General features: G+C 47.7%; 19 protein-coding genes. 5 read left to right on the top strand and 14 right to left on the bottom strand.

The window, feature by feature from the left end:
* Nucleotides 1-74 precede the first annotated feature (74 nt).
* The 6 genes from QFZ81_RS36310 to fumC form a co-directional block, all read right to left on the bottom strand.
* Nucleotides 75-1,691 carry a response regulator gene (locus tag QFZ81_RS36310; RefSeq protein ID WP_307435822.1) on the bottom strand — a complete coding sequence of 539 codons (1,617 nt, stop codon included), beginning with the start codon at nt 1,689-1,691 and terminating at the stop codon, nt 75-77.
* Nucleotides 1,688-3,442: a sensor histidine kinase gene (locus QFZ81_RS36305; RefSeq protein WP_307435824.1), complete on the bottom strand. Its 1,755-nt coding sequence runs from the start codon at nt 3,440-3,442 to the stop codon at nt 1,688-1,690. Before QFZ81_RS36305 ends, QFZ81_RS36310 begins: the two co-directional genes overlap by 4 nt.
* 114 nt (nt 3,443-3,556) lie before the next feature.
* Nucleotides 3,557-4,372, bottom strand: a complete 816-nt coding sequence (locus QFZ81_RS36300) for a carbohydrate ABC transporter permease (protein WP_307435827.1) — start codon at nt 4,370-4,372, stop codon at nt 3,557-3,559.
* Nucleotides 4,369-5,253, bottom strand: a complete 885-nt coding sequence (locus tag QFZ81_RS36295) for a carbohydrate ABC transporter permease (RefSeq protein ID WP_171644436.1) — start codon at nt 5,251-5,253, stop codon at nt 4,369-4,371. The genes QFZ81_RS36300 and QFZ81_RS36295 overlap by 4 nt, the downstream gene beginning before the upstream one ends.
* 96 nt (nt 5,254-5,349) lie before the next feature.
* Entirely contained in the window at nt 5,350-6,690 is a 1,341-nt protein-coding gene (locus tag QFZ81_RS36290; RefSeq protein WP_307606649.1) for an ABC transporter substrate-binding protein, read from the bottom strand.
* 451 nt (nt 6,691-7,141) lie between these two features.
* On the bottom strand, nt 7,142-8,533 hold the full coding sequence (gene fumC, locus QFZ81_RS36285; protein ID WP_307435834.1) for a class II fumarate hydratase: 1,392 nt from the start codon (nt 8,531-8,533) through the stop codon (nt 7,142-7,144).
* Between the two features lie 199 nt (nt 8,534-8,732).
* Between fumC and QFZ81_RS36280 the strand changes: the two genes are divergently transcribed.
* A complete protein-coding gene (locus tag QFZ81_RS36280; RefSeq protein ID WP_307435837.1) occupies nt 8,733-9,125 on the top strand; it encodes an acyl-CoA thioesterase in 393 nt (130 codons plus the stop codon).
* An 11-nt stretch (nt 9,126-9,136) separates the two neighbouring features.
* On the opposite strand, the gene QFZ81_RS36275 is transcribed toward QFZ81_RS36280, so the two are convergent.
* Nucleotides 9,137-9,706 carry a pyridoxamine 5'-phosphate oxidase family protein gene (locus tag QFZ81_RS36275; protein ID WP_307435839.1) on the bottom strand — a complete coding sequence of 190 codons (570 nt, stop codon included), beginning with the start codon at nt 9,704-9,706 and terminating at the stop codon, nt 9,137-9,139.
* A 266-nt stretch (nt 9,707-9,972) separates the two neighbouring features.
* Here QFZ81_RS36275 and QFZ81_RS36270 point away from each other — a divergent pair, with 266 nt between their 5' ends.
* Together QFZ81_RS36270 and QFZ81_RS36265 are read left to right on the top strand one after the other, a co-directional pair.
* On the top strand, nt 9,973-10,140 hold the full coding sequence (locus QFZ81_RS36270; RefSeq protein ID WP_156390057.1) for a hypothetical protein: 168 nt from the start codon (nt 9,973-9,975) through the stop codon (nt 10,138-10,140).
* Between the two features lie 531 nt (nt 10,141-10,671).
* Complete coding sequence (locus QFZ81_RS36265) at nt 10,672-11,280, top strand: DUF3298 and DUF4163 domain-containing protein (RefSeq protein WP_307435843.1); 609 nt, start codon at nt 10,672-10,674, stop codon at nt 11,278-11,280.
* Nucleotides 11,281-11,282: 2 nt separating this feature from the next.
* On the opposite strand, the gene QFZ81_RS36260 is transcribed toward QFZ81_RS36265, so the two are convergent.
* Nucleotides 11,283-12,245 (bottom strand): TRM11 family SAM-dependent methyltransferase, encoded by a 963-nt coding sequence (locus tag QFZ81_RS36260; RefSeq protein ID WP_307435846.1) that lies wholly within the window; start codon nt 12,243-12,245, stop codon nt 11,283-11,285.
* Nucleotides 12,246-12,330: 85 nt separating this feature from the next.
* Nucleotides 12,331-13,203 carry a LysR family transcriptional regulator gene (locus tag QFZ81_RS36255; RefSeq protein WP_307435849.1) on the bottom strand — a complete coding sequence of 291 codons (873 nt, stop codon included), beginning with the start codon at nt 13,201-13,203 and terminating at the stop codon, nt 12,331-12,333.
* A 126-nt stretch (nt 13,204-13,329) separates the two neighbouring features.
* Between QFZ81_RS36255 and QFZ81_RS36250 the strand changes: the two genes are divergently transcribed.
* On the top strand, nt 13,330-14,400 hold the full coding sequence (locus tag QFZ81_RS36250; protein WP_307606647.1) for a branched-chain amino acid aminotransferase: 1,071 nt from the start codon (nt 13,330-13,332) through the stop codon (nt 14,398-14,400).
* Nucleotides 14,401-14,628: 228 nt separating this feature from the next.
* On the opposite strand, the gene QFZ81_RS36245 is transcribed toward QFZ81_RS36250, so the two are convergent.
* From QFZ81_RS36245 to QFZ81_RS36235, 3 genes are all read right to left on the bottom strand, one after another.
* Nucleotides 14,629-15,063 carry a YkvA family protein gene (locus QFZ81_RS36245; RefSeq protein WP_307606645.1) on the bottom strand — a complete coding sequence of 145 codons (435 nt, stop codon included), beginning with the start codon at nt 15,061-15,063 and terminating at the stop codon, nt 14,629-14,631.
* Nucleotides 15,064-15,390: 327 nt separating this feature from the next.
* The gene (gene aguB / locus QFZ81_RS36240; protein ID WP_307606643.1) at nt 15,391-16,266 is read right to left on the bottom strand and encodes an N-carbamoylputrescine amidase; all 876 of its coding nucleotides are present in this window, start codon (nt 16,264-16,266) and stop codon (nt 15,391-15,393) included.
* 5 nt (nt 16,267-16,271) lie between these two features.
* On the bottom strand, nt 16,272-17,306 hold the full coding sequence (locus QFZ81_RS36235) for an agmatine deiminase family protein (protein ID WP_307606641.1): 1,035 nt from the start codon (nt 17,304-17,306) through the stop codon (nt 16,272-16,274).
* 232 nt (nt 17,307-17,538) lie between these two features.
* Here QFZ81_RS36235 and QFZ81_RS36230 point away from each other — a divergent pair, with 232 nt between their 5' ends.
* On the top strand, nt 17,539-18,174 hold the full coding sequence (locus tag QFZ81_RS36230; RefSeq protein ID WP_307435861.1) for an FMN-dependent NADH-azoreductase: 636 nt from the start codon (nt 17,539-17,541) through the stop codon (nt 18,172-18,174).
* 49 nt (nt 18,175-18,223) lie between these two features.
* Here the strand turns inward: QFZ81_RS36230 and QFZ81_RS36225 are convergent, their stop codons facing one another.
* Nucleotides 18,224-18,958 (bottom strand): metallophosphoesterase family protein, encoded by a 735-nt coding sequence (locus tag QFZ81_RS36225; RefSeq protein ID WP_307606638.1) that lies wholly within the window; start codon nt 18,956-18,958, stop codon nt 18,224-18,226.
* A 27-nt stretch (nt 18,959-18,985) separates the two neighbouring features.
* Nucleotides 18,986-20,941: a dihydroorotate dehydrogenase gene (locus QFZ81_RS36220; RefSeq protein WP_307606636.1), complete on the bottom strand. Its 1,956-nt coding sequence runs from the start codon at nt 20,939-20,941 to the stop codon at nt 18,986-18,988.
* Nucleotides 20,942-21,087 lie beyond the last annotated feature (146 nt).

Here is a 21,087-nt window from a genome sequence, read left to right as displayed (position 1 = left end):
CGTCCTCCTCTATCCCTTGTGGAATTCGCTGGGCAAGACCAAACTCCTCTCACCAATCAGCGGTGATTTGTTCTCTACGAATATTGATCTCGGTACTCTTGCGGAGTCATGCCATAATGCTTCTTGAACGCATGGTTAAAGGAATGTGGGCGTTGATAGCCAAGCTGTGTGGCGATTTCATAAATCTTATCCTGACCATTCTTCAGCAAATACGCAGCTTTATCCATCCGTGCATGATTGACGTAGTCGCTTAAATTTTCACCCGTCTCAAGTTTATAGATCTTCGATATATAAACCGGATGCATGTACACATGATCGGCAATCGATTGTAAGGAGACGTCGCTAGCCAGATGCTGATCGATGAAAGACCTAATATCCTTGATCAGCGTTGCACGGCTATCTTGCCTTTCTTGATCCATATCCTCCTTCATACGTTGCAAAGAACGAATCGACCATTCGCGCAGCTGGTTCACCGTACGAAACGGTATACCTTCCATCATACGGTCGTAATCACCGCCAATGAGTTGATGCAGCTGTCGACCATTCTTATGTGCAATATAAGCAAAAGCGGATGCGATCGAGAAATAAACTTCTAATAGATGTTCCTGAGATTCAGAGAATCTTACTTCCATTTCATCAAAAATCTGGGACAACTTCTCCTCTGTATCTTCCCATCTTGCTGCTTCCAGCAAATGATTGAGCGTTGGCGGCTCATATAGCTTTTGCAAGGCTGACAGTTCAGTCTGAACAGATTCATCACCAAGCCGCATGAACAGCTCGTGCTCACTCCCGATACGTTTGCGAAAGGCGCTAAGCGAGCTATTGTAGAGCGCATTCATTTCGGACGGGAACTCGCCCCAACTGCTCAGGAGGATGGAAATTTTGCCTTTCAAATAATTCTTCACGGCCGATTGAAGCACAGAAGCCGTACGTTCCAGCCAAGCGGAATCTTCCTTATCGGGTGTCTCCTGCTTATGCTTCATCACAAATACTAAATAATCATGAGCATCCTTCGTATGCCAGCTATCGAATTTCTCTGCAAATAATTCGTCGGCCATATTGCTAATCGCATATTCCATTAACGATAAATGTCCGGTATCATATTCCAGGAAATCCGATTCCAACCGAACCATCATCAATACACAAGCATGTTCGTGGTAATCAGGGAGCTCCAGGATATGCATTTTTTCTCGAAGTGAATGCTCCGATATTTTATGCCCTTGAAGTAAATCATTCAATAAATTCCCCCTAAGCAAAGGGAGGTTTTCCTTGAAAGTATACGTAAGACGCTGCGTAGAGATGACCGTCTCCCATTCCTTCTGCAGCTTCTCCATCACCCGGCTGACAGTAGCCAGTAAAGCTTGTTCAGTGACAGGCTTGAGTAAATAATCCTCCGAGCCCTGTAGAATCGCTTCTTTGGCATAGTTAAAATCCGAGTATCCGGACAAGAGAATACATTTGGTCTTCGCCCAACGACGGTTGATCTCGGCAATTAATTGCAAACCGGAGATACCTGGCATCTGAATGTCCGTAATTACGATATCAATCGACATTTGCTCGAGCAGCTCCAGCGCTTCTTTACCGGAATAAGCCTTAAAAACCTGCTCAATCCCGATAGATGCCCAGTCAATCGTAGACTGAAGCCGATCCACAACATGCGCTTCGTCATCGACAATCAACAGTTGAATCATCGTTTTATCACCTCTGTGGCTTGATCACTCTCCTGCGAATTATGTTTCCAAGTCAGCACTGCCCTTAAACCACCGTTATTTACTCGCTCAAAAGTAAGTCCGGAGCCTTCTCCGAACTGATAATACAAACGGTGGTGGACATTCCATGTTCCACAGCCAATCTCATCGGACATTGGAGCCTTCAGCTGTTTAAGCAGCTTATCTAATCCCGCTTCATCCAGACCTCCGCCGTTATCCTCAACAATCAGTCGATTCCATCCGTCCTTCTGCTCACCCGTAATCGTGATGAAATCACCCTCTGCGCTGCGCTCAATCCCATGGACAATGGCATTCTCTACTAGCGGCTGCAAAATAAGTCGGGGAACCCACTCGCCCAACATCTCTTCCGGCACAGATATCTCATATTTTAACCGGTGTATGCGGAGATTCTGAATCGTTAAATAATGGCCTACCAAATCGAGCTCATCTCGCAACCGCACGCTTTGTTTTTCGACTCTCGTCGTGTAACGGTAAAACTCAGCTAAATTCTGCGACATGGCTACGACTGATTCTTTATCTTCCATCTCTGCTGAATTGATAATGAAAAATAAGGAATTATACAGAAAATGCGGGTGAATCTGCGATTGCAGCTGTTTCAAGGTCGCTTCACGTGAACGGATTTTCTCCGCATAAACATCCTCAACAAGCACTTGAATTTGCTCGGCCATCTCATTAAATCGCTGGATGAGGAAATCAAATTCATTTTTGGCTCTATACACAATCCGAGCTGATAAATCGCCTCGCTTCACTTGCTGTACACTTTGAATCATCTTGCCAATTGGAATTTGAACGTTGCGATACAGTAAGAAAGAAGCCAGAATACTCATCACAAGCAGCAGAGCAATAGAAACATAAAACAATTTACGCGTCATAGTAATCGGAGAAAGTATCTTCTCCACAGGCACATAATCAACCAAGTACCAATCCAACTGTTCCGACTTCACAAAGCTGACCAAATATTGTTGATTAGCGATTTCAAATTGAACTTGGCCGGTAAGCGGTAAGCCTTGACCAGCCAGTCTTTCACGGATTGTTTGCGTAATCGACAGATTCGACGAGCTGTTGAAAATCGCCCTATTTTGCCCATCAACCAAAAAAGGATCGCTTCGTTTATCTTGCTTGTACACATCCAGCAATTGAATCATATTCTGCACGCTGAACCTTACTTGATACAGCACATTCGCTTGACCGGCAACCTGGGCACGAATAGGCTCACTAATTTCCCTACTGAACGACCCTATCCCATTGTCGCCCTTACGTTCCTCATACGTCCACGTTCGCTTAATCGGGCTATCCCAAGGCCAAGTATCCGTCCCATTTACGAAAATACTCGAAGATAACACTTGCTTCCCATGTGGAATAGCAATGGTCAGTTCATTCACCCATCCGCTGGAGACACTTTGAAGGCTAAGCTTCTGTATAATACGTGACTGTTCCTTCAGCATGTCATAATCGGGCGACTCATTCCTGTCGATAAACTCCCTTATGTAAGGATCGCTGCCGAGAATAACGGGAGACATCGCTAATCGCTCCACGTCCACATCCAATTGATGCATGAAGAAAGACAGCTGGTTTAAATTCGATGACTGAATCTGGTCTTGAACAACATTATTCGTTATCCGATTCGTATAGCTGTAGAGCAGCACAATAGGGATAAGGAGTAGAACCAATAGAATGAGAATTTTGCTGAAAATATTAAGTTTATATGGCACGCTGGGCTCACCTTCCATGCATCTGCTAAGCTTTCTAACTTAGAGTTAACTATACGAGAGAAGTCATCCAAAGAAAAGGCGACGACTACCCTCGTATTCGTTATGTCTTCGTTATTAGCCTTTGACTGCACCAGCAGAAAGTCCACTTACAACGTAGCGTTGGGACACTAAAGCAATGATCAGAACCGGAAGTGTAATGATGCAGGCGGCAGCCATCAGCGCACCCCAGTTGATTTCGGAATAGGACATAAAGTTAAACACAGCGATCGGTAATGTTTTTGTTTTGTCCCCTGCCAAGATAACCGAGAACATAAAATTGTTCCACGAAAATATGAAGGAGAGCAGCGATGCTGTAATGACACCCGGTCCTGAGATAGGCAAAATAATGCGCAAAAACACTTGATGATGCGTACATCCATCGATAAGCCCAGATTCTTCAATTTCTGTAGGAAGTGCTTCGAAAAAGGAAATCATAATCCAAATAATAAACGGTAATCCAACAAGCATGTGACTAAGAATTAACGCTGTATAGGTGTCTACCAAATGGATCTTGGAGAACAGGATGAACCAAGGAATCAAGAACGTGATTCCCGGAATAATTCTCGCAACTAAGATGAGAAGCCCCAGCTTGTGAAGGTGATGTCTTGCAATTGCATAAGCTGCAGGAAGCCCTAAAATAAGGGACAAAATCGTCGAACCAGCTGCAACAAGGAAACTATTCCAAATAAACTTCAGAAAATTATACTCTTTGAACACACTGACATAGTTATGAAAAGTCGGTTTGAAAAAGAAGATATCGCCTGTCGATAAAATCTGTGATTGCGTCTTAAAAGAAGCCAGTAACATCCAGATAAATGGAAAACCAAAGGCGATTAGGACTAGGAACGTTAGCAGCATTTGTATAAATCTTAAGCCTTTCTTTGGCTTCATGATGAGGTTCCCTCCAATCGTTTGCGCATCCATATCATAAATAAAGTCAGTCCCATCACCAGAGCAAAGAAGATAACAAGTAACGATGAAGCCATACCCAGCTTAAAGTATTGGAAACCGAGCACATAGCCATACAAGTTCAATGTCTCTGAAGCAAAATTCGGCCCGCCTTGTGTTGTCGCATAAATAATATCGAACGTCTTCAACACATCGATTAAGCGCAGCATCGCCGCTACAATGATCGTTGGTTTCAGTAAGGGCAGCGTAATGGAAACGAATTTTCTCCATGCCGTTGCACCGTCCACATCCGCCGCTTCATAAGGATCGGTTGGAAGTGTAGCTAAGCCTGCCATAATAATCAGGGCAATCATCGGTGTCCATTGCCAAACGTCTACAATAACCAGGGAAGGTATAACCTGATTAGGTGAGGCTAGCCATAATAAAGGCTTCAAGCCCATCGATTTGAGCATCATATTTGCTACCCCGATGGTTGGCTCATAGATAAGCATCCACACCAAGCCCATCGCTACCGGTGTTGCTACCATGGGCAGCAGGAATACCGTTTTTACGATGTTTTTGCCTTTGAATTCTCTCGACAGCAGCAAGGCAATCGCGATCCCCAGGATAACTTCAAGCCCAAGGGCCATGATCGTGAAGTAGAACGTTGAACCTGTTGCATGCCAAAAGCGCTCATCTTTGAATAAGGCGATATAATTCGACAATCCTACGAAAAGTGGCGGTGTTGTTGCGGACATGCTCCACTCATAGAAGCTGATACGGAATGTATAGATGATTGGAAACAGCATCATCAACAGGACGAAGATGACCGCCGGAAGCGTATAAATCCATTTTAAATTGCGGTTAAACCAACTGTATTGCATGACTTCATTCACCCCTTCCTGATGAAATTGTACCCTTATGCAAAGGGTGAAGAGGGCCACTTGAGATGACCCTCATTTGTTGCTTTCATGATGTATTTATTTCGTTTTATCTTTATCCATAATCGCTTGCAGAGCTGCATTCGCTTTATCTGCTACCGGCTGAATGTTCGTTTCACCGGTCATTAATTTTTGTACGATTTCACCAACGGCATCACGAGCTTCACCCACACTAATTACCGTCGGACGGTCGTGGTCAACACCGTTTTGGGAGCTTTCTTTAATGACAGGAACGAGCTCAGCCGGGAAGCCTGTTGTACCTTCTGGTTTATCCCATACCGAAACACGTGCGCCTGGATTACCGGTTTGCTGTGTTTTCAACACGATATCTTTGCTTGTTGCCCACTCGATGAATGCCCAAGTCGCATCTTTATTACCCGATTTGGCGTTCATCGCAAGACCCCAAGATGTAATACTGTAAGGCTTAGAACCTGCTTTACCACCTGGCATTACGGCAAAACCAACTTTATCGGCGATTTGTGACTTGGCTGGATCTGTCGCATTTTTGTAGAGCGAGTTCGCATCCGTTAAGAAAGCAACTTTCCCTTGTGCGAAAATACCGAAAGCTTGCGGCCAAGACATATTGAGTACGCCCGGAGGCGCATAATCCTTAAGTAAAGTGCCGTACGTTGTAAATGCTTTGACCGCTTCTGGCGTGTTAATCGCCGCTTTGTCGCCATTCGTGAAGTCTGCACCTTCTGAGTATAAGAAGGAAGATACTTGCGTAACTAGCGGTGAACGTTGGCCCCTAGCCACAAAACCATACATTTCGTTTTTCGGATCATGCAGCTTTTTCACCGCCGCTTGCAGCTCATCTAACGTTTTTGGTACCGCAATACCAGCTTTTTGCAGCAGATCTTTGCGGTAGTACAAAATTTCTTGCTCAGTAATGATCGGAATACCAGCTAGCTTCGCATCTACCGTTGTGGAACCAACAGCTGATTTAGCAAAATCGGCGAAGTCATAGTTTTTTGCTTTTTGAGCGTAATCATCAAGCGGTTGAACCCAACCGTTTTTATAGAAAAGCTTGCCCTCTTGAAGCGGACGGTACATGAAAACGTCTGGTGTCGCAGAACCGGATGTAAATTGTACAGTTAGTTTTTGTGTCAGCTGATCCTCGAAGAAGCTCTCAACATTGACCTTGATCCCTGTTTCTTTCTCGAAATCAGGCAGCAATGGCTTGATTGCATCTGCCCAAGGATGGTTCGCTGCTACTAAAGAGATCGTCTTTCCTGCAAAAGGCTTCGCATTAGCGGTTGCGCCCGCTGCAGGCGTTGGTTGCTGCGTTTTCTCCGGCGTGCTCCCGCATCCTGCAACAACCGTTGCTGCCATGATAACTGTCGTTCCAACACCGACCCATTGTTTCAATGATTTTTTCATCTGATATGTGACCTCCCAGGTAATCTGAAATGTATGTGCTTACATATCTAAGAGTACTTGATTCTTATATTCCGTTATATAACGAAAATTAAACATGCATAACTACATGTGAAGGGAAAAGGTGGGTGGGGGTGATGGGATACCCTGCAAACTATATCTGAAGCAACCACGCTCAACATCCGATCCTGCAAATCACATCAGAAGCCTGCTTTGCGATTAAAAGATGCATTTTGTGCAGTAAAATTCGAAAAATTGAGCTAAATTTAGGATTTTGCTGCATATTGCTCTTTTGCATCTTTATTACGTGTGTTGCTAAATTTCATCGAATTTGCTGTACTTTTTGCGGGTGGATGCGGGTGGGACAGGTACAAAAAGAGGTTGAGCTGCAGTCTTAAACTGCGGCCCAACCTCTTTTTTGGTGAAACAAACCCTCCGTCTTCCCCGTAGCTCTTCACGTTGCCTTCGGATGCACCATGTCTTCCGGACGCACGTAGCTGTCAAACTGCTCAGCCGTTAAGTAGCCGCTGCGCACGGCTGACTCCTTCAATGTCAGCCCTTCTTTGTGGGCTTGCTTCGCGATGCTGGCCGCTTTCTCATACCCGATATACGGGTTGAGCGCTGTAACCAGCATAAGGGACTGCTCGAGATTGCGCTGAATCACCTCGCGATTCGGCTCCATGCCAACGAGACAGTTATCGTTGAACGAGCGCATACTATCAGCCAGCAGCCGCACGGACTGCAGGAAGTTGTGTATAATCACGGGCTTGAACACGTTCAGCTCGAAGTTGCCCTGGCTGGCGGCGAAGCCGATGGCCGCATCGTTGCCCATCACCTGGCAAACGACCATCGTCATCGCTTCGCTCTGCGTGGGGTTGACCTTGCCCGGCATGATCGAGCTGCCGGGCTCGTTCTCCGGGATCGTGATTTCACCGATTCCGCAGCGGGGACCGCTCGATAGCCACCGCACATCGTTGGCTATCTTCATTAAGTTTGCCGCAAGCGCCTTCAGCGCGCCGTGGGCGTAGACGATCTGATCATGGCTGGTCAGCGCATGATACTTGTTCGCGGCCGAGACGAAGCGCGTGCCCGTCTCGCGAGACAAAGCTTCGGCGACGCGCGCGCCGAACTCTGGATGCGCGTTCAGCCCGGTGCCGACAGCGGTGCCGCCAATAGCCAGCTCGCGCATCGTATCGACGCTGCTGCGCACCATGCGCGCCGTCTGCTCCAGCATCGCCCACCAGCCGCTGATCTCCTGCCCCAGCGTGAGCGGGGTGGCGTCCTGCAGGTGGGTGCGGCCGATCTTCACGATGTCGGCGAAGGCCGTCATCTTGCTGTGGAGCGTAGCCTGCAAAAGCTCCATCGCAGGCAAAAGCTCCTCCTCCACCGCGATGACGCCAGCGACATGCATCGCGGTTGGGAACGTATCGTTCGAGCTCTGCGAACGATTCACATCATCATTGGGATGTATGCGTTCCCCGCCATCCCCCAGCAGTTCGCTGCCTCGGTGAGCAATCACCTCGTTGACGTTCATGTTCGACTGCGTCCCGCTGCCCGTCTGCCAGACGACGAGCGGGAACTCGTCGCTCCAGCGGCCCTGCACGATTTCATCAGCCGCCTGCGCAATCGCCTCCGCCTTCTCGGGAGTTAACCCCGCAAGGTCGCGGTTCACCTGCGCGGCGGCCTTTTTCAACAAGGCAAAAGCCCCAATCAACCGCACCGGCATCCGCTCCGTGCCAATCTTGAAATTCTCATAGCTGCGCTGTGTCTGAGCCCCCCACAACTTATCCACAGGTACTCTGATTTCACCCATCGTATCCTTTTCAACTCGATAGTCTTGCGCCATTATGAACCGCCTCCTGGACCTAGCTTTATATGCAGATAAAATAAGTTAACCCATCTACTGACATCATCAAACACGCAAGGCATAGTTTGCCCAGATTCTGGAGCAGTATGAGCCTTTTACTGGTTTTCACACACGTAGACGAGCTATAATGAACAAAAACACCTGCCCATGTCAGGTGTAAAAGAAGGAGCTCATTTTCATGGAATCCAAACTTGATATCATCGTTAGATCAACGGAAATTGATGTGAATGGACACGTCAATAACGCCAAATATTTGGAGTACCTCGAATGGGGGCGCGAAGAATGGTATGAGCAATCCCAACTATTCTATGAAACCTTTGGCGCGATGGGGATTCAAACTGTTACGGTGAACATCACCATCAATTATAAAAAAGAATGCAAACAAGGAGATCACTTAACGGTTACCTGCCGCCCTGAGAAAATGGGACGCTCCAGCTACGTGCTGAAGCAAGAGATTTTCAACAAGCAAGGCGAGCTATGTGCTGACGCCCTTATTACCAGTGTAACGATGGATAGCACGACGCGTAAAAGCCGAGAAGCGCCGGAGGCGTTGCGGAAACATTTTGAATAAAAAATGCGATCTTACACAGTGTCTGTGGATAACTTTTGACCGATTGTCGTCAGCAGTCCGTCCATGCTCGTCACGTTTTTTTCTTGCCAATAGTCATTCAGCCCTTGCTCGCCTTGTTTCGTCGCCCAATTCTGCAGGGTTTTCCGCTCTCCTTCATAAGTATAAAAGGGAACACTGTAGCCGCATGATGCTTTGACCTCATGGACCTGGGCGACGATGATTTGCCGAGCTCCAGGCAGCAGTGTAAAATGCGGAGATAGTTTCTCCCACTCTAGGGTCCCTGGCAAAACAACTTGCCCCTTTCCATACAGACGCAGTATCATAGGGGGCCCTTCCACAGCCGTGAACATCAACGTAATCCGTCCATTCTCCTCCAAATGCGCACTTGTCTCATTCCCGCTCCCCGTTAAGTCCAAATAGGCCACTTCATTCGCTGATAAAATACGCAGCACATCATGACCCTTCGGAGAAAGATTAACGTGCCCTTCCGCTGATAACGGTGCCGACCCCACAAAAAAGATGTGCTGCTTCGCGATAAATGCTTCATGCTCCGGCAGCAGCGCTTCAAATGATTTCCCCATATGCGAATCATCGCCTTTCCATTTTCTTCTATTATGCTCTCCCTTACGATATTTGTGAAATAGTTAAAATAGACATTCTTTATAGTCATTACCTATGATTTATAGCTACTGCATTCTAATATCAATTAAACAACCTGTATGTTTACTGGAAAATAGAGACATACTTAGTTAGGACGAGTGCGTTTGTCAGGGTTGATGCGTTAAGTATAAGTTCAAAGTTAACTTATACTTACTATTCAACTGAAACTAAGAGGAGGTGATTTCAAATGTCAACAACCAATAGCAGTGATGATGTGGTGAGCCATGGCATTAATGCCGCACAGGCCAACGCGGAAGATAGCGAATCGAAACAAAAAGTGGAGGAATTAAACTCCTTGCTCCAAGGTACAGCAACAAACTCCAGCGCCAATGAAGAAACGTCCTCACAGGAGTAATCCGCTGCAAATCATTTTAGATGATTAAGAATTAACAACGTTAGATAACTATAAAGCACTGCAAAAAGAGCTTTTCCTGCTGGTCTATGAGACCGAGGAAGAGCTCTTTCTTTGGGGTGCAGCTATATTCCTCCATCCTTCTACTTCTCCACTCCCTCTTGTAACGCCTATTCCTCCTTTCCTTCACTCTTCTACTTCTCTACTCCGCTCTACTCCTCACATTTCTGCATCTCCACTTCCTTTATACCGCTAAATGTAATAAGAGTCGCCAGAGACTGCTATTTCTCCGTTTTCATCCTTTTTGATCAAAATAGAAGCCTTTGGAGACTTTTATTTTCGAAAAAAAAGAGATTTGGATGGGTATATGGGGGAAATAGAAGTCTTTTAGGGCTTCTATTCCTCTGTTTACAGTACTTTTTTCCGAAATAGAAGCCTTTGGAGACTCTTATTACCCAACATTCCTAAGAACATTGAACCAAACGCCCATACGCCGAATAAATTGTAGCAAAAACGTAGGGATGGATGATGAAGATGAACGGATTGGATCAACCCGTTAGTATAAAGACGTATCAAGTGCTTCGTGATAAATTAAATCTGCTGTACCCAGCTGTTGAAAAGCATACGCCTTACACGTCAGAGCTTGCCATGAACACAGCGATTGTTAACGCAGTTAATAAGCAGCTTCGCGAGCAAGGATATCCGCAAAATCCGCTGACAGACGTGACGGCTCATTATGAGCTAAAGACGAATGAACGAGGTATTCTGAGTTTGACCTTATGGAATTATGCTTTTTCGGGCGGAGCCCATGGACTGACAATCCAAAACGCACTGACCTTCAACACGGAATCAGGCAAAGCCTATGCGCTCAAAGATCTGTTTAAGCCCGGCAGCGATTACGTTGCCAAGCTCAGTGCCATCATTAAGGCTGATCTTAAAACGCGCGATATTCCTTTGTTGGCAGAATTTAATAGTATTAAACCAGATCAGGATTTTTATATTGCCGATAAAGCTTTGGTCGTTTATTTTCAAGTGTATGAGTTGGCCGCTTATGTCTACGGATTTTTGTATTTTCCTATTTCTGTGTATGCCATCCAGGATATCATCGCTGAAGATGGACCGCTTGGTAAAATGTTTTATTAGTGTTAGACGCAGACGATAATTTGTCTGCTGAAGTTACCTTTATTGACGGTGCAGCGCTCTGCGATGCGAAATCCTGCTTGTACGATGAGCGGATCGATCTGCTCCGTCGTAACGATAACCGCGAGCTTCGCTATTCGGCGGGCGCTTTGGAGCATTTGCAGTTGCTCGTCCTCCGGCAGCTTCGAGCAGAGATTGTACGGCATGTCTAGGATGAGCGCATCATAGCGGACCTGCGGGTTGGTCGATGACGAGGCCTGCTCACCTACCAAGCCTAGGGTCCGCATATCGGCGATGCTCACCACATTCGGCATGCCGAAGTGCTCGAGATTCACCCGCGCGCCGCGGACCGCCAGCGGGTTGATGTCGCAGCCCACGATGTCGATCCCCATCGACATCGCTTCCACGAGCACCGTGCCGATACCGCAGCACGGGTCAATTGCCTTCGTGCCCGCTACGTCGGGCACGGCAATGTTCACCACCGCCCGCGCTACGCGCGTACTCAGGGCGGTGGAGTAGTTCTGTGGCTTCTGCTGATGCTGAAGCCACACGGCTTCGCCGTAGCTGCAGTTGCCGAACAACCATCGGCCTCCCAGCTCCGTCACGGCGAACCATTGGTCCGGCCGTCGCATCTCGGCTTTGCCGCGGAGATGCCGGCCTATTTCGCGAGCGACCTCACGCTGGCGGTCCGTACTGACCGCAGCCTCAGTCTCCGCGAACGCAACCTTGAACGTTGACCCCTGCACGGTCAACGTCTCAACCCTCGAGGCCAGCTCCGGCAAGCTGCCGGCCTCGAACAACACATCCAGCCGCAGCTTCAAAAACGGGCTGCGGCTCGGCTCCACACAACGCGCGCTAACCGCGTAGCGCGCGCCAAGCACTGTCTCTGCGCCCAATAAGGTGCGCAGCTCTAACTGGCACAGCGCCTGCTCGTCTTCGTGGCAGGCGTATACGTATATATGTTCCATACATCATCCCTCATTTTACATGTTAAATGCCTACATCTGTTTTGCGTTTAAATTTCTATTCTTCCCAGCACCTATCACAAAACAGCTACAAAAACTGCTGCATCAACTGCTTCATAAACATATCCATCGTCTTACATAGGAACATATCCTTACGATAAACAATGCCGACGTCCTTCTGGGGAATCGGGTCTATAATCGGGATACTCCGAATACCGCTGCTGCGGATACTGTCCACATAGGACTGTGGCAAAATGGCTCCGCCTACATTATTTTTGGCCATCTGAAGCAATGACTCCAAGGTTGAGAGCTCTATCGCCGGCTTCCATTCAAAGCCAGTCTGCTCACAGCAATCATCCATCATTTGCCGAACATAAAACTTTTTCTGGAGCATAGCGACTGGAAGCTGGGATAAGTCAGTCAAACGTATGGTATTCTCCTGGGCAAGCGGATGCTTGTCCGAAATAACAAGCCGCAGCTGTTCATTGTACAACGGAATGTAATGGAACTGTTCATCTTCATCAGGCAGGAAAACAACACCAATGTCAAGCTGGTTGCTCAGCAGACGCTCCTTTGTCTCCTCGGTAGCGAGTTCCGTCACAGATAGTTCGATCTTCGGGTAAAGAGCATGGAAGGCAATAATCGTCGCGGTGAGTAAATGATTACCGGAGCAGCCTATACGCAGCCGTCCCCGCTGCATACCCTGGATCTCATTAATGGCAGCCTGAGCTTGATCCAACTCATGGAATATATTCCTACTGTGTTTATGAAGGATCTCGCCTGCTTCTGTGATGTAAATCTTTTTTCCGATTCGCTGAAAAAGGGGTGATCCTACCCGATGCTCCAACAGACGAATCTGTTGGCTAAGTGTGGGTTGACTGATGCCAAGCTTTTCCGCTGCCTTCGTGAAGTGAAGTTCTTCACATACCGCTAAGAAGTATTCCAATAATCGATGCTCCATCTTGGTATGCCTCCGATCATAGTTATTAACTATGATGGTAATTGATTATTCGCAATTGATCAATGATAGTTATTTATCTATAGTAACGATAACAAGTAAGCACATTCGAAAAGGTGGTTGATGGCGATGTACGGACAGATTCGAATCGAACACAATCTGAGTTGTAAAACAAAGCCCCGTTTTGAAGAGGATTTAGGGTTTGGGCGTCATTTTACCGATCATATGTTTATGATGGATTTCGAGGAAGGAAAGGGCTGGCATGATCCGCGTATTATCCCTTATGGCCCCATCTCCCATGATCCTTCAGCGATGGTTTTTCATTATGGGCAAGCCGTGTTCGAGGGGTTAAAGGCTTTTCGTACGGAAAAGGATGAGATTGTTCTATTTCGACCTGACCAAAATGCACAGCGACTAAACCGTTCCAGCGACCGGCTGCAAATGCCTCAAATGGATGAGAATTTCGTCGTAGGCGCCATCCAGACCCTCGTTCGTTTGGATGCCGAGTGGGTGCCCAGAAAAAAGGGGTCCTCTTTATATATTCGTCCTTTTGTGATAGCTACCGAAGCCGGCTTAGGTGTGCGCGCCTCATCGCGCTATTCGTTCGTAATCATTATGTCGCCGGTAGACTCCTACTATGAGGAAGGACTTCAGCCCATCAACATCCTTGTAGAAAGCTATTATGCCAGGGCCGTTCAAGGTGGTACGGGCAGTGCCAAAACAGCTGGCAATTACGCTGCAACCCTCAAAGCACAAGCCCTCGCCAAAGAACACAACTGCGCTCAAGTGCTCTGGCTGGATGCCATCGAGAAGATTTATATAGAAGAAGCAGGCAGCATGAATGTCTTTTTCAAAATCAACGGGGAAGTTGTGACTCCAAACCTTAGCGGCAGTATTCTGGATGGTGTCACGCGAAACAGCATCATTCACCTGCTAAAGGAGTGGGGCATTCCGGTTACAGAGCGGAAAATTTCGATCGATGACCTTGTTCTGGCCTATGATAACGGAACCCTTGAGGAGGCCTTCGGTACCGGTACGGCTGCCGTTGTGTCCCCTATTGGCGGTCTCCTGTGGAACGGTACGCCTATGGTGATTAACCAAGGTAACATTGGTGATCTGGTTCGTCGGCTTTACGATACAATTACTGGGATTCAATACGGAAGGATCGAGGATTCTTACGGGTGGACGATTCCTTGCTGAAATCCAGCTGTTAATGAGAAAACCTCTATCGAGGCCTTTCGAAGATTAGCGACCGCGTGTAAATGTAGATTTTATGTGGTAAAAAAGACACCTCTTGGGTGTCTTTTCTCATACGCAGGTTACTTTAATTTAAATCAGGGGTCTACCACAACTAGTTCTTTTGAATCTGACCGTTTGATTCGGGGTAACAGGCATTATAGTAACCAGAGCCATGCATTTAGTGGCACCCTATTTGGCTGGTTGCTCATCACTCTCTATTTCCTTCTCTTTCTGCTCAACGAGCTGCCCATCGATGTCGATAATATCCTTGCTGTTCATCACGTCATCACCGAGAAAATCCCTCAGCTTGTTCTTCGCTTTGCGCTTCACATCGTCATCGATACTCCTTGCGACAGAGGCCAGCGCAAACCCCAAGGCACTTAAATCATCCACATACCCAACAATTGGCAGCAAATCAGGCAAGAGATCCAACGGCAAAATGAGATAGCCCAGCGCGCCGTAGATTTGAACTTTTGCTCTTAGCGGTGTTTTCGGACTTTCTACGGCGTAGAAGAGCAGAAGTCCGCTGTAAATGACTTTGCTGCCTGCCTTTTTGGCGCCCTTTTTCAGTTTCAGCCAGAAGCCGTCGGTTGAGAAATATTTCTGATATTTGGAAGAGTCCATCGTACGATCACTCCAATCATTTTTGTGGAAAAATGCCTAAAGTTAGGATCAACTGATTAAGGCTTACCTAACAAGATATATAACCCATATACAGCGGAAACAAAGCACAACTGACACTAAGATAATGATTTCCTAACATTATATAAATTTGCACACCTAGTGGAAGTATGACCCAAAAGCAATAATAAATCCGGCTTTAACAGCTCCTTCTTTAACTATAACTTAATCTTCCAGTTAAATACAATCTAGCATAAAACCAAAAAGGACCACTCCCTTAGGAGCAGCCCTACTATGGCTACTAAGCCAAACATGAAGTGAGCATCGTGATTACAGTACCTGCTCACCATCATACGTAGCAATTTTCTTGTAAAGATCCGGACGGCGGTCGCGGAAAATGCCCCACTCGATACGCTGAACTTCCAGCTGATCGAGATCGAATTCGGCAACAAGCACCGTTTCCTCATTGCGGCCAGCTTCCTCAATCATATTGCCCTGCGGGCCTGCGATGAAAGACGAACCATAGAAGTTGATGCTGGATTCTTCATCTTCTTCCTTACCGATCCGATTCGACGCGATAACCGGCATCAAGTTCGCCGCGGCGTGGCCGCGCATGCACATTTGCCAGTGATCCTTAGAATCGATCGAACCATCCTGCGGCTCTGAGCCGATAGCGGTTGGGTAGAACAGCAGCTCTGCACCCATCAACGCCATAACCCTTGCAGCTTCTGGGTACCATTGATCCCAACATACGCCTACGCCGATTTTGGCATAACGTGTTTTCCAAACCTTGAACCCGGTATCACCAGGGTTAAAATAGAACTTTTCTTCATACCCCGGACCATCAGGGATATGACTTTTGCGATAAAGACCAAGCACTTCACCATCTGCATCGATGACAGCCAACGAATTGTAGCGCGCGTAATTCTTTTTCTCATAAAAGCTGATCGGCAGTACAACCTGAAGCTCCTTGGCAATTTCACGGAAATGATTGATTGCTTTGTTGTTCTCCAGCTCCGTCGCGTAATGGTAGTAGTCGGACTTCTCTTTTTGGCAGAAATACGGTGTCTCAAACAGCTCTTGGATCAAAATAATTTGAGCGCCCTTCGCGGCTGCTTGGCGAACCAAGGCTTCTGCTTTGCGAATGTTTTCTTCTATATTATCGGAACAGCTCATTTGCGTTGCTGCTACTGTTACTTTTCTCAATGGAATCACCCTTTCTTGCTAGCTGGCATTTGTTGTGTCGTGCAATGGACGTTGCCGCCTTCTTTGATGATGGACATGCCGTTAATTGTGCGGATTCTGCGATCCGGGAAAGCTGCGCTTAGCACCTCTTCTGCCTTACGATCTGTCTCTTCCGCAGTTCCGCCGAAAACCGGCAAAATAATGCCGCCGTTTACGAAATAAAAGTTCAAATAGCTTAGCGTCAGACGCTGCTCTTCAAAGAACGTTAGAGGAGGCTGCTCGATCTGAATAATTTCAAAAGAACGTCCTTTAGCATCCGTCGCATTTCGAAGAATTTCTAAATTCTCCTGAGTAATCGCATAGTTCGCATCAGCCGGATCGTTGCAAACCTGTAAAATGATTTTGCCTGGAGCCGCGAAGCAAGCAATATTGTCGACATGACCGTCCGTTTCATCGCCGTCCAGCCCTTTATTCAGCCAGATGATTTTCTCGACGTTGACGAAGTTTTTCACATACTCTTCGATTTGTCCACGGCTTAGGTCTGGATTGCGATTCGTGTTCAGGAGACATTCCTCGGTTGTCAAAAGCGTACCTTCTCCATCTACATGAATGGAGCCGCCTTCCATGACGAGCGGAGCGTCAAAACGTTTCACACCATGATGCGCCAAAATTTGCGGAGCCACGTTATCATCAAGATCCCATGGCGCATATTTGCCGCCCCATGCGTTAAATGTCCAATTCACAGCTGCAATTTCCTGCTGCTCATTCAACAAGAACGTAGGTCCGTTATCACGGAACCAAGCATCGTTATGCGGAATGATCAGAAAATCAACGTTTGTCACATCGAACATTGCCTTAACTTGCTCAGCATCAGCAGGGTTCACGATCACCGTCACAGGCTCGAATTCAGCAATGGCCTTAGCCAAATCTGCATAGCCTTTTGATACAACCGCATGATCCTCCGGATAAACCATCGAAGATTGAACGGGCCAAGAAATAAATGTACGTTCGTGTGTTGTCCACTCTGCTGGCATTCTATAGTGTAAATCCTTAGGTTTCATCTCATCCATCTCACTTTATATAAATTTGTTGGCAGGCATATGAAGGGCAAATATTAAAGTCAAATGCACCGTCTTTCATCATATACCAAAAGGAGCTTAGGCTCAATGTACATAGGTTTACAAATTTAGCAATCGTTTAAAAACCAATTTGCTCTGCCCTGCATATTTTGTTTGCTTTTAATGAACATTATATATGGCTTTAACACGCAACCAAATGAAAGGGCGGATTACATTGGCAACTGTTTTACACATCACAGCACATCCCCATGACCACCAAACATCATTCAGTATGGCTGTAGGAAAAGCCTTTATTGATACCTATCGGGAAGCCAACCCTAATGATGAAGTTATCCCTTTGGACTTGTACAGCATTCAATTGCCGCACATTGATGCCGACGTATTCAGCGGATGGGGAAAGTTACGAGGCGGTCAACAGTTCTCAGATTTGAGCAAGGAAGAACAAACCAAAGTAGGTCGACTCGGCGAAATAACGGATCAGTTTGTAGCAGCGGATAAATACGTATTCGTAACGCCAATGTGGAACTTTTCTTTCCCACCGCTTATGAAAGCCTATATCGATGCTATTTGTATCGCTGGCAAGACGTTCAAGTACACAGAAACTGGCCCTGTAGGCTTGTTGCCTGACAAAAAAGCGCTGCATATCCAAGCAAGCGGCGGCGTTTATTCGGAAGGACCTGCTACCTCCATGGAAATGGGACATCGCTATTTAAGTGTCATCATGGCATTCTTCGGCATTACGGATTTCCAAGGAATTTTTGTTGAGGGAATGGCTCAGTCACCCGACAAGGCTCCGCAAATTAAAGAGGACGCGATTAGCCGTGCGCAAGCATTAGCCAAAACGTTCTAGCAAATGATAAAAGCTAAGTAAACCTTTTAGAGTCTACTTAGCTTTTTTATTATTTCGTCTTTTTTCCACGATATTGACCCGTCCGCAATTCCAAGATATAGGCCTCAGAATCCGGCATCCGCTCATCCTTCGCTTGCTGGACAGCGAGTTCAATGTCGTAAGGCACTCTCACATGCTGAATATTGAACGCTGCGGGCTGTTTACTGTGGTAATTCCCCTCAAGAATGGCATAAGAAGCTTGTGTTAAATCCAGCGGATTCCCTACGCTTCCTGTATTGAAAAGCATTTTACCCCTAATAACCTGCAAATAGGCGTTGTGAACATCACCATAGCCTGCAACGTCGGCTTGCAAAGGCTCCCCGCACAGGTCCGAGGACTCGAACATCGACATTCGGCTTTCTATCTGGTCCCATGGCTGAATACGTTCATATACGCTTCTTGGCGAAGCATGGAATAACCTCACGAACTTCCCGCTCATCCAAAACTCATAGCAAAAAGGCAGCCCTTTCAAATAAGTCAACCGTTCGCGTCCAAGCCTAGTCTGCTGCCAAAGTAAAACCGGATCTTCGGTAGGATTACCGATGAAATCATCCCAGTTTCCCATGATGACCGTATTGCAAATTTCCCGCACATGATCAACAACGAGATACGGATGCGGCCCTTTTCCTACTAAATCCCCAAGACAAATGATCTCCGTAACATGTCGATGCTGAATATCCTTCATAACCGCTTCGTATGCAGGCATATTACCATGGATATCTGAAATAATGGCTAGTTTCTCCAACAACCCACACCTGCCTTTATGCTAAGATTATTCGTTAAGTGAAATTGTTGTTTCTACCTTGCCAGCTCTGCTCACCAGAAACGGATACATGAGGTACAGTCCAACAACATACAACAAGGCAGCTATATAAACAGGAAGTAAATGAACGAAGTCCATATAGCCAATGTGAACATGTACCAGCAACCCGGCGGCGAACCCCGGAAGACCTCCCCAGAGAAACGTCCACCACAACCAGCTTTCGCCTTGGTTGACACCCCATAAAGCTGAAGCTGTAATCGCTACCGCTAATGAAAAGAGCGCTCCGCCAAATCCTGCTCGGTCATGAGCAATGAGCGGAATGATGTGATCGTTCCAAGCAGCAAGCTGCTGGACTGTCAGGCCGAGATAGGCTAAATCTGTCGGTACGAACACGGTAGTGATACCGACGAAAGATATCATCAAGCCTCCGATTGCTAAACCAAATCCGAGTACAACGAAGCAGCATTGCCCCCACTGCGCTCTAAGCCAAACAGAATCATTCAGCACGCCTGGCTTCTTACGGGAGGGATAATCTTTCAATCCGCGCAAGGTCAGCAGCAGCATCGGCAGCAGCACGGCCGCTGCTGCGGCATGAAGAGGATCAAAATAACCATAGCCGAGATAAAGGAAAAAGCTGCTGAAACCTACTGCACACGAAGTCGTTACCGCAGTTCGCGCCCAGTGAAGCCCGCTTCGTAAGCCATGACGAGCCAGCTGATAATAAAAGATGCCTATCGAAATCATCGTTCCCGCTAAAGTAATGCGGTCATGGGACATGAAATGTATAATATGCCCATTAAAATGGTTTATGACACTTCGGCTCACGCCAAGAAAAGTTTCGTCGTAAGGCAAGAGGACGCTTGTGGACGCAATGAGCCATGCGAGTACACCACCAATCATCATGCCGATACCCAGCAGGCTCATCCAGCCCCAATTGGCCCAAAACGAAGGCGGCTGGGGCTCAGCTGTTTGCCTGATGCGATCATGAATGATCGCTTCATTGATTCGCTTGGGCTGCCCTGGCCCCGCGTACACCAGCCCGCTGTGCAGCTGGACGCTATTCGCTCCAGCAGCCAACAGCTCTAGTGCATCCTGCGGCTGATGAACGCCGCCGGCCGCGACAATCGTGCTCCGCTCGCCAAGCGACTCGCGGAGCAGCCGAACCTGGCTCAGCTGCGCCCCGAGCGCCTCCGCACCGCCGCCGACGCGTTCGCGGCGGGTGCCCGGCTCGCGCAGCGCTTCGCCGACGACGACACCGCTGAAGCTCTCGGCGGTGTCGGTGAGTTCACGCAGCATCCCGATGGGAGTTGGCTGCGGCAGGTAGAGCAGCAGCGGCTTCCCCGGGGCCGCTGCTTCTGCTATAAGGCGTACCTCGCGGAGGTACGCTATCGCTTCATCCGGTGGCCAGCCTTCGGCGAGGCCATCGATGTAGAACCCCGCCGCGTACGGCGCCAGCTTCGAGAGCAGCTCCTGCTGCTCGAACAGCGCCTCGCGCGGCAAACTGCCCGGCATCGGCCGCAGCCGCACGAAGTGCGGCAGGCGATGCCCCGTGCCCTTGCGCAGGCGCTGGACGATCGCGTCCGCGCCGTCATTGACATAGCCATCGGGGTACACGATGGCTTCCTGCACCACGTCGCGCTCAATCGGCGCGTCGTTATGCACTTCTCGGACCGTCACAGGTCCGATCTCGATGAAGCCGAACCCGAACTGGGCCAGCGCCTTGTGCGCGGTCCCGTGCGGATCAAGCGTGCCGCTTAGACCGATGGGACACTGAATCGGCACCCCCGCCAGCTCATCCTCGAGAATCGGCGACAGCTCCATGTGACCCATTGTTTTGATCACGAACGTTCCGCCGGGAATGCGGCTTAATCCGCCTATCGACCCGAGGGTAAAGTTCCTTGCAATCTTAGCTGGCAGCCGAAATAATAAAGGCCGAAATATAGCGTGATAAGACCAGTCGGGCATCGAGAAGCTCCTATTCCTTATCGAGGTCATTCAATAATGAGCGACCACTGTTAGATGTTGGTTTTATCATGTTAAAAAAGACTGTCCTCAGCCATGATATGACTTTGAAACAGCCCAATTGTATATCTTCTTACTCATCATTATTT

Origin of the sequence: Paenibacillus sp. V4I9, assembly GCF_030817295.1 — a bacterium.
Classification (GTDB): domain Bacteria; phylum Bacillota; class Bacilli; order Paenibacillales; family NBRC-103111; genus Paenibacillus_E.
This window is presented reverse-complemented; position numbering and strand designations above follow the sequence as displayed.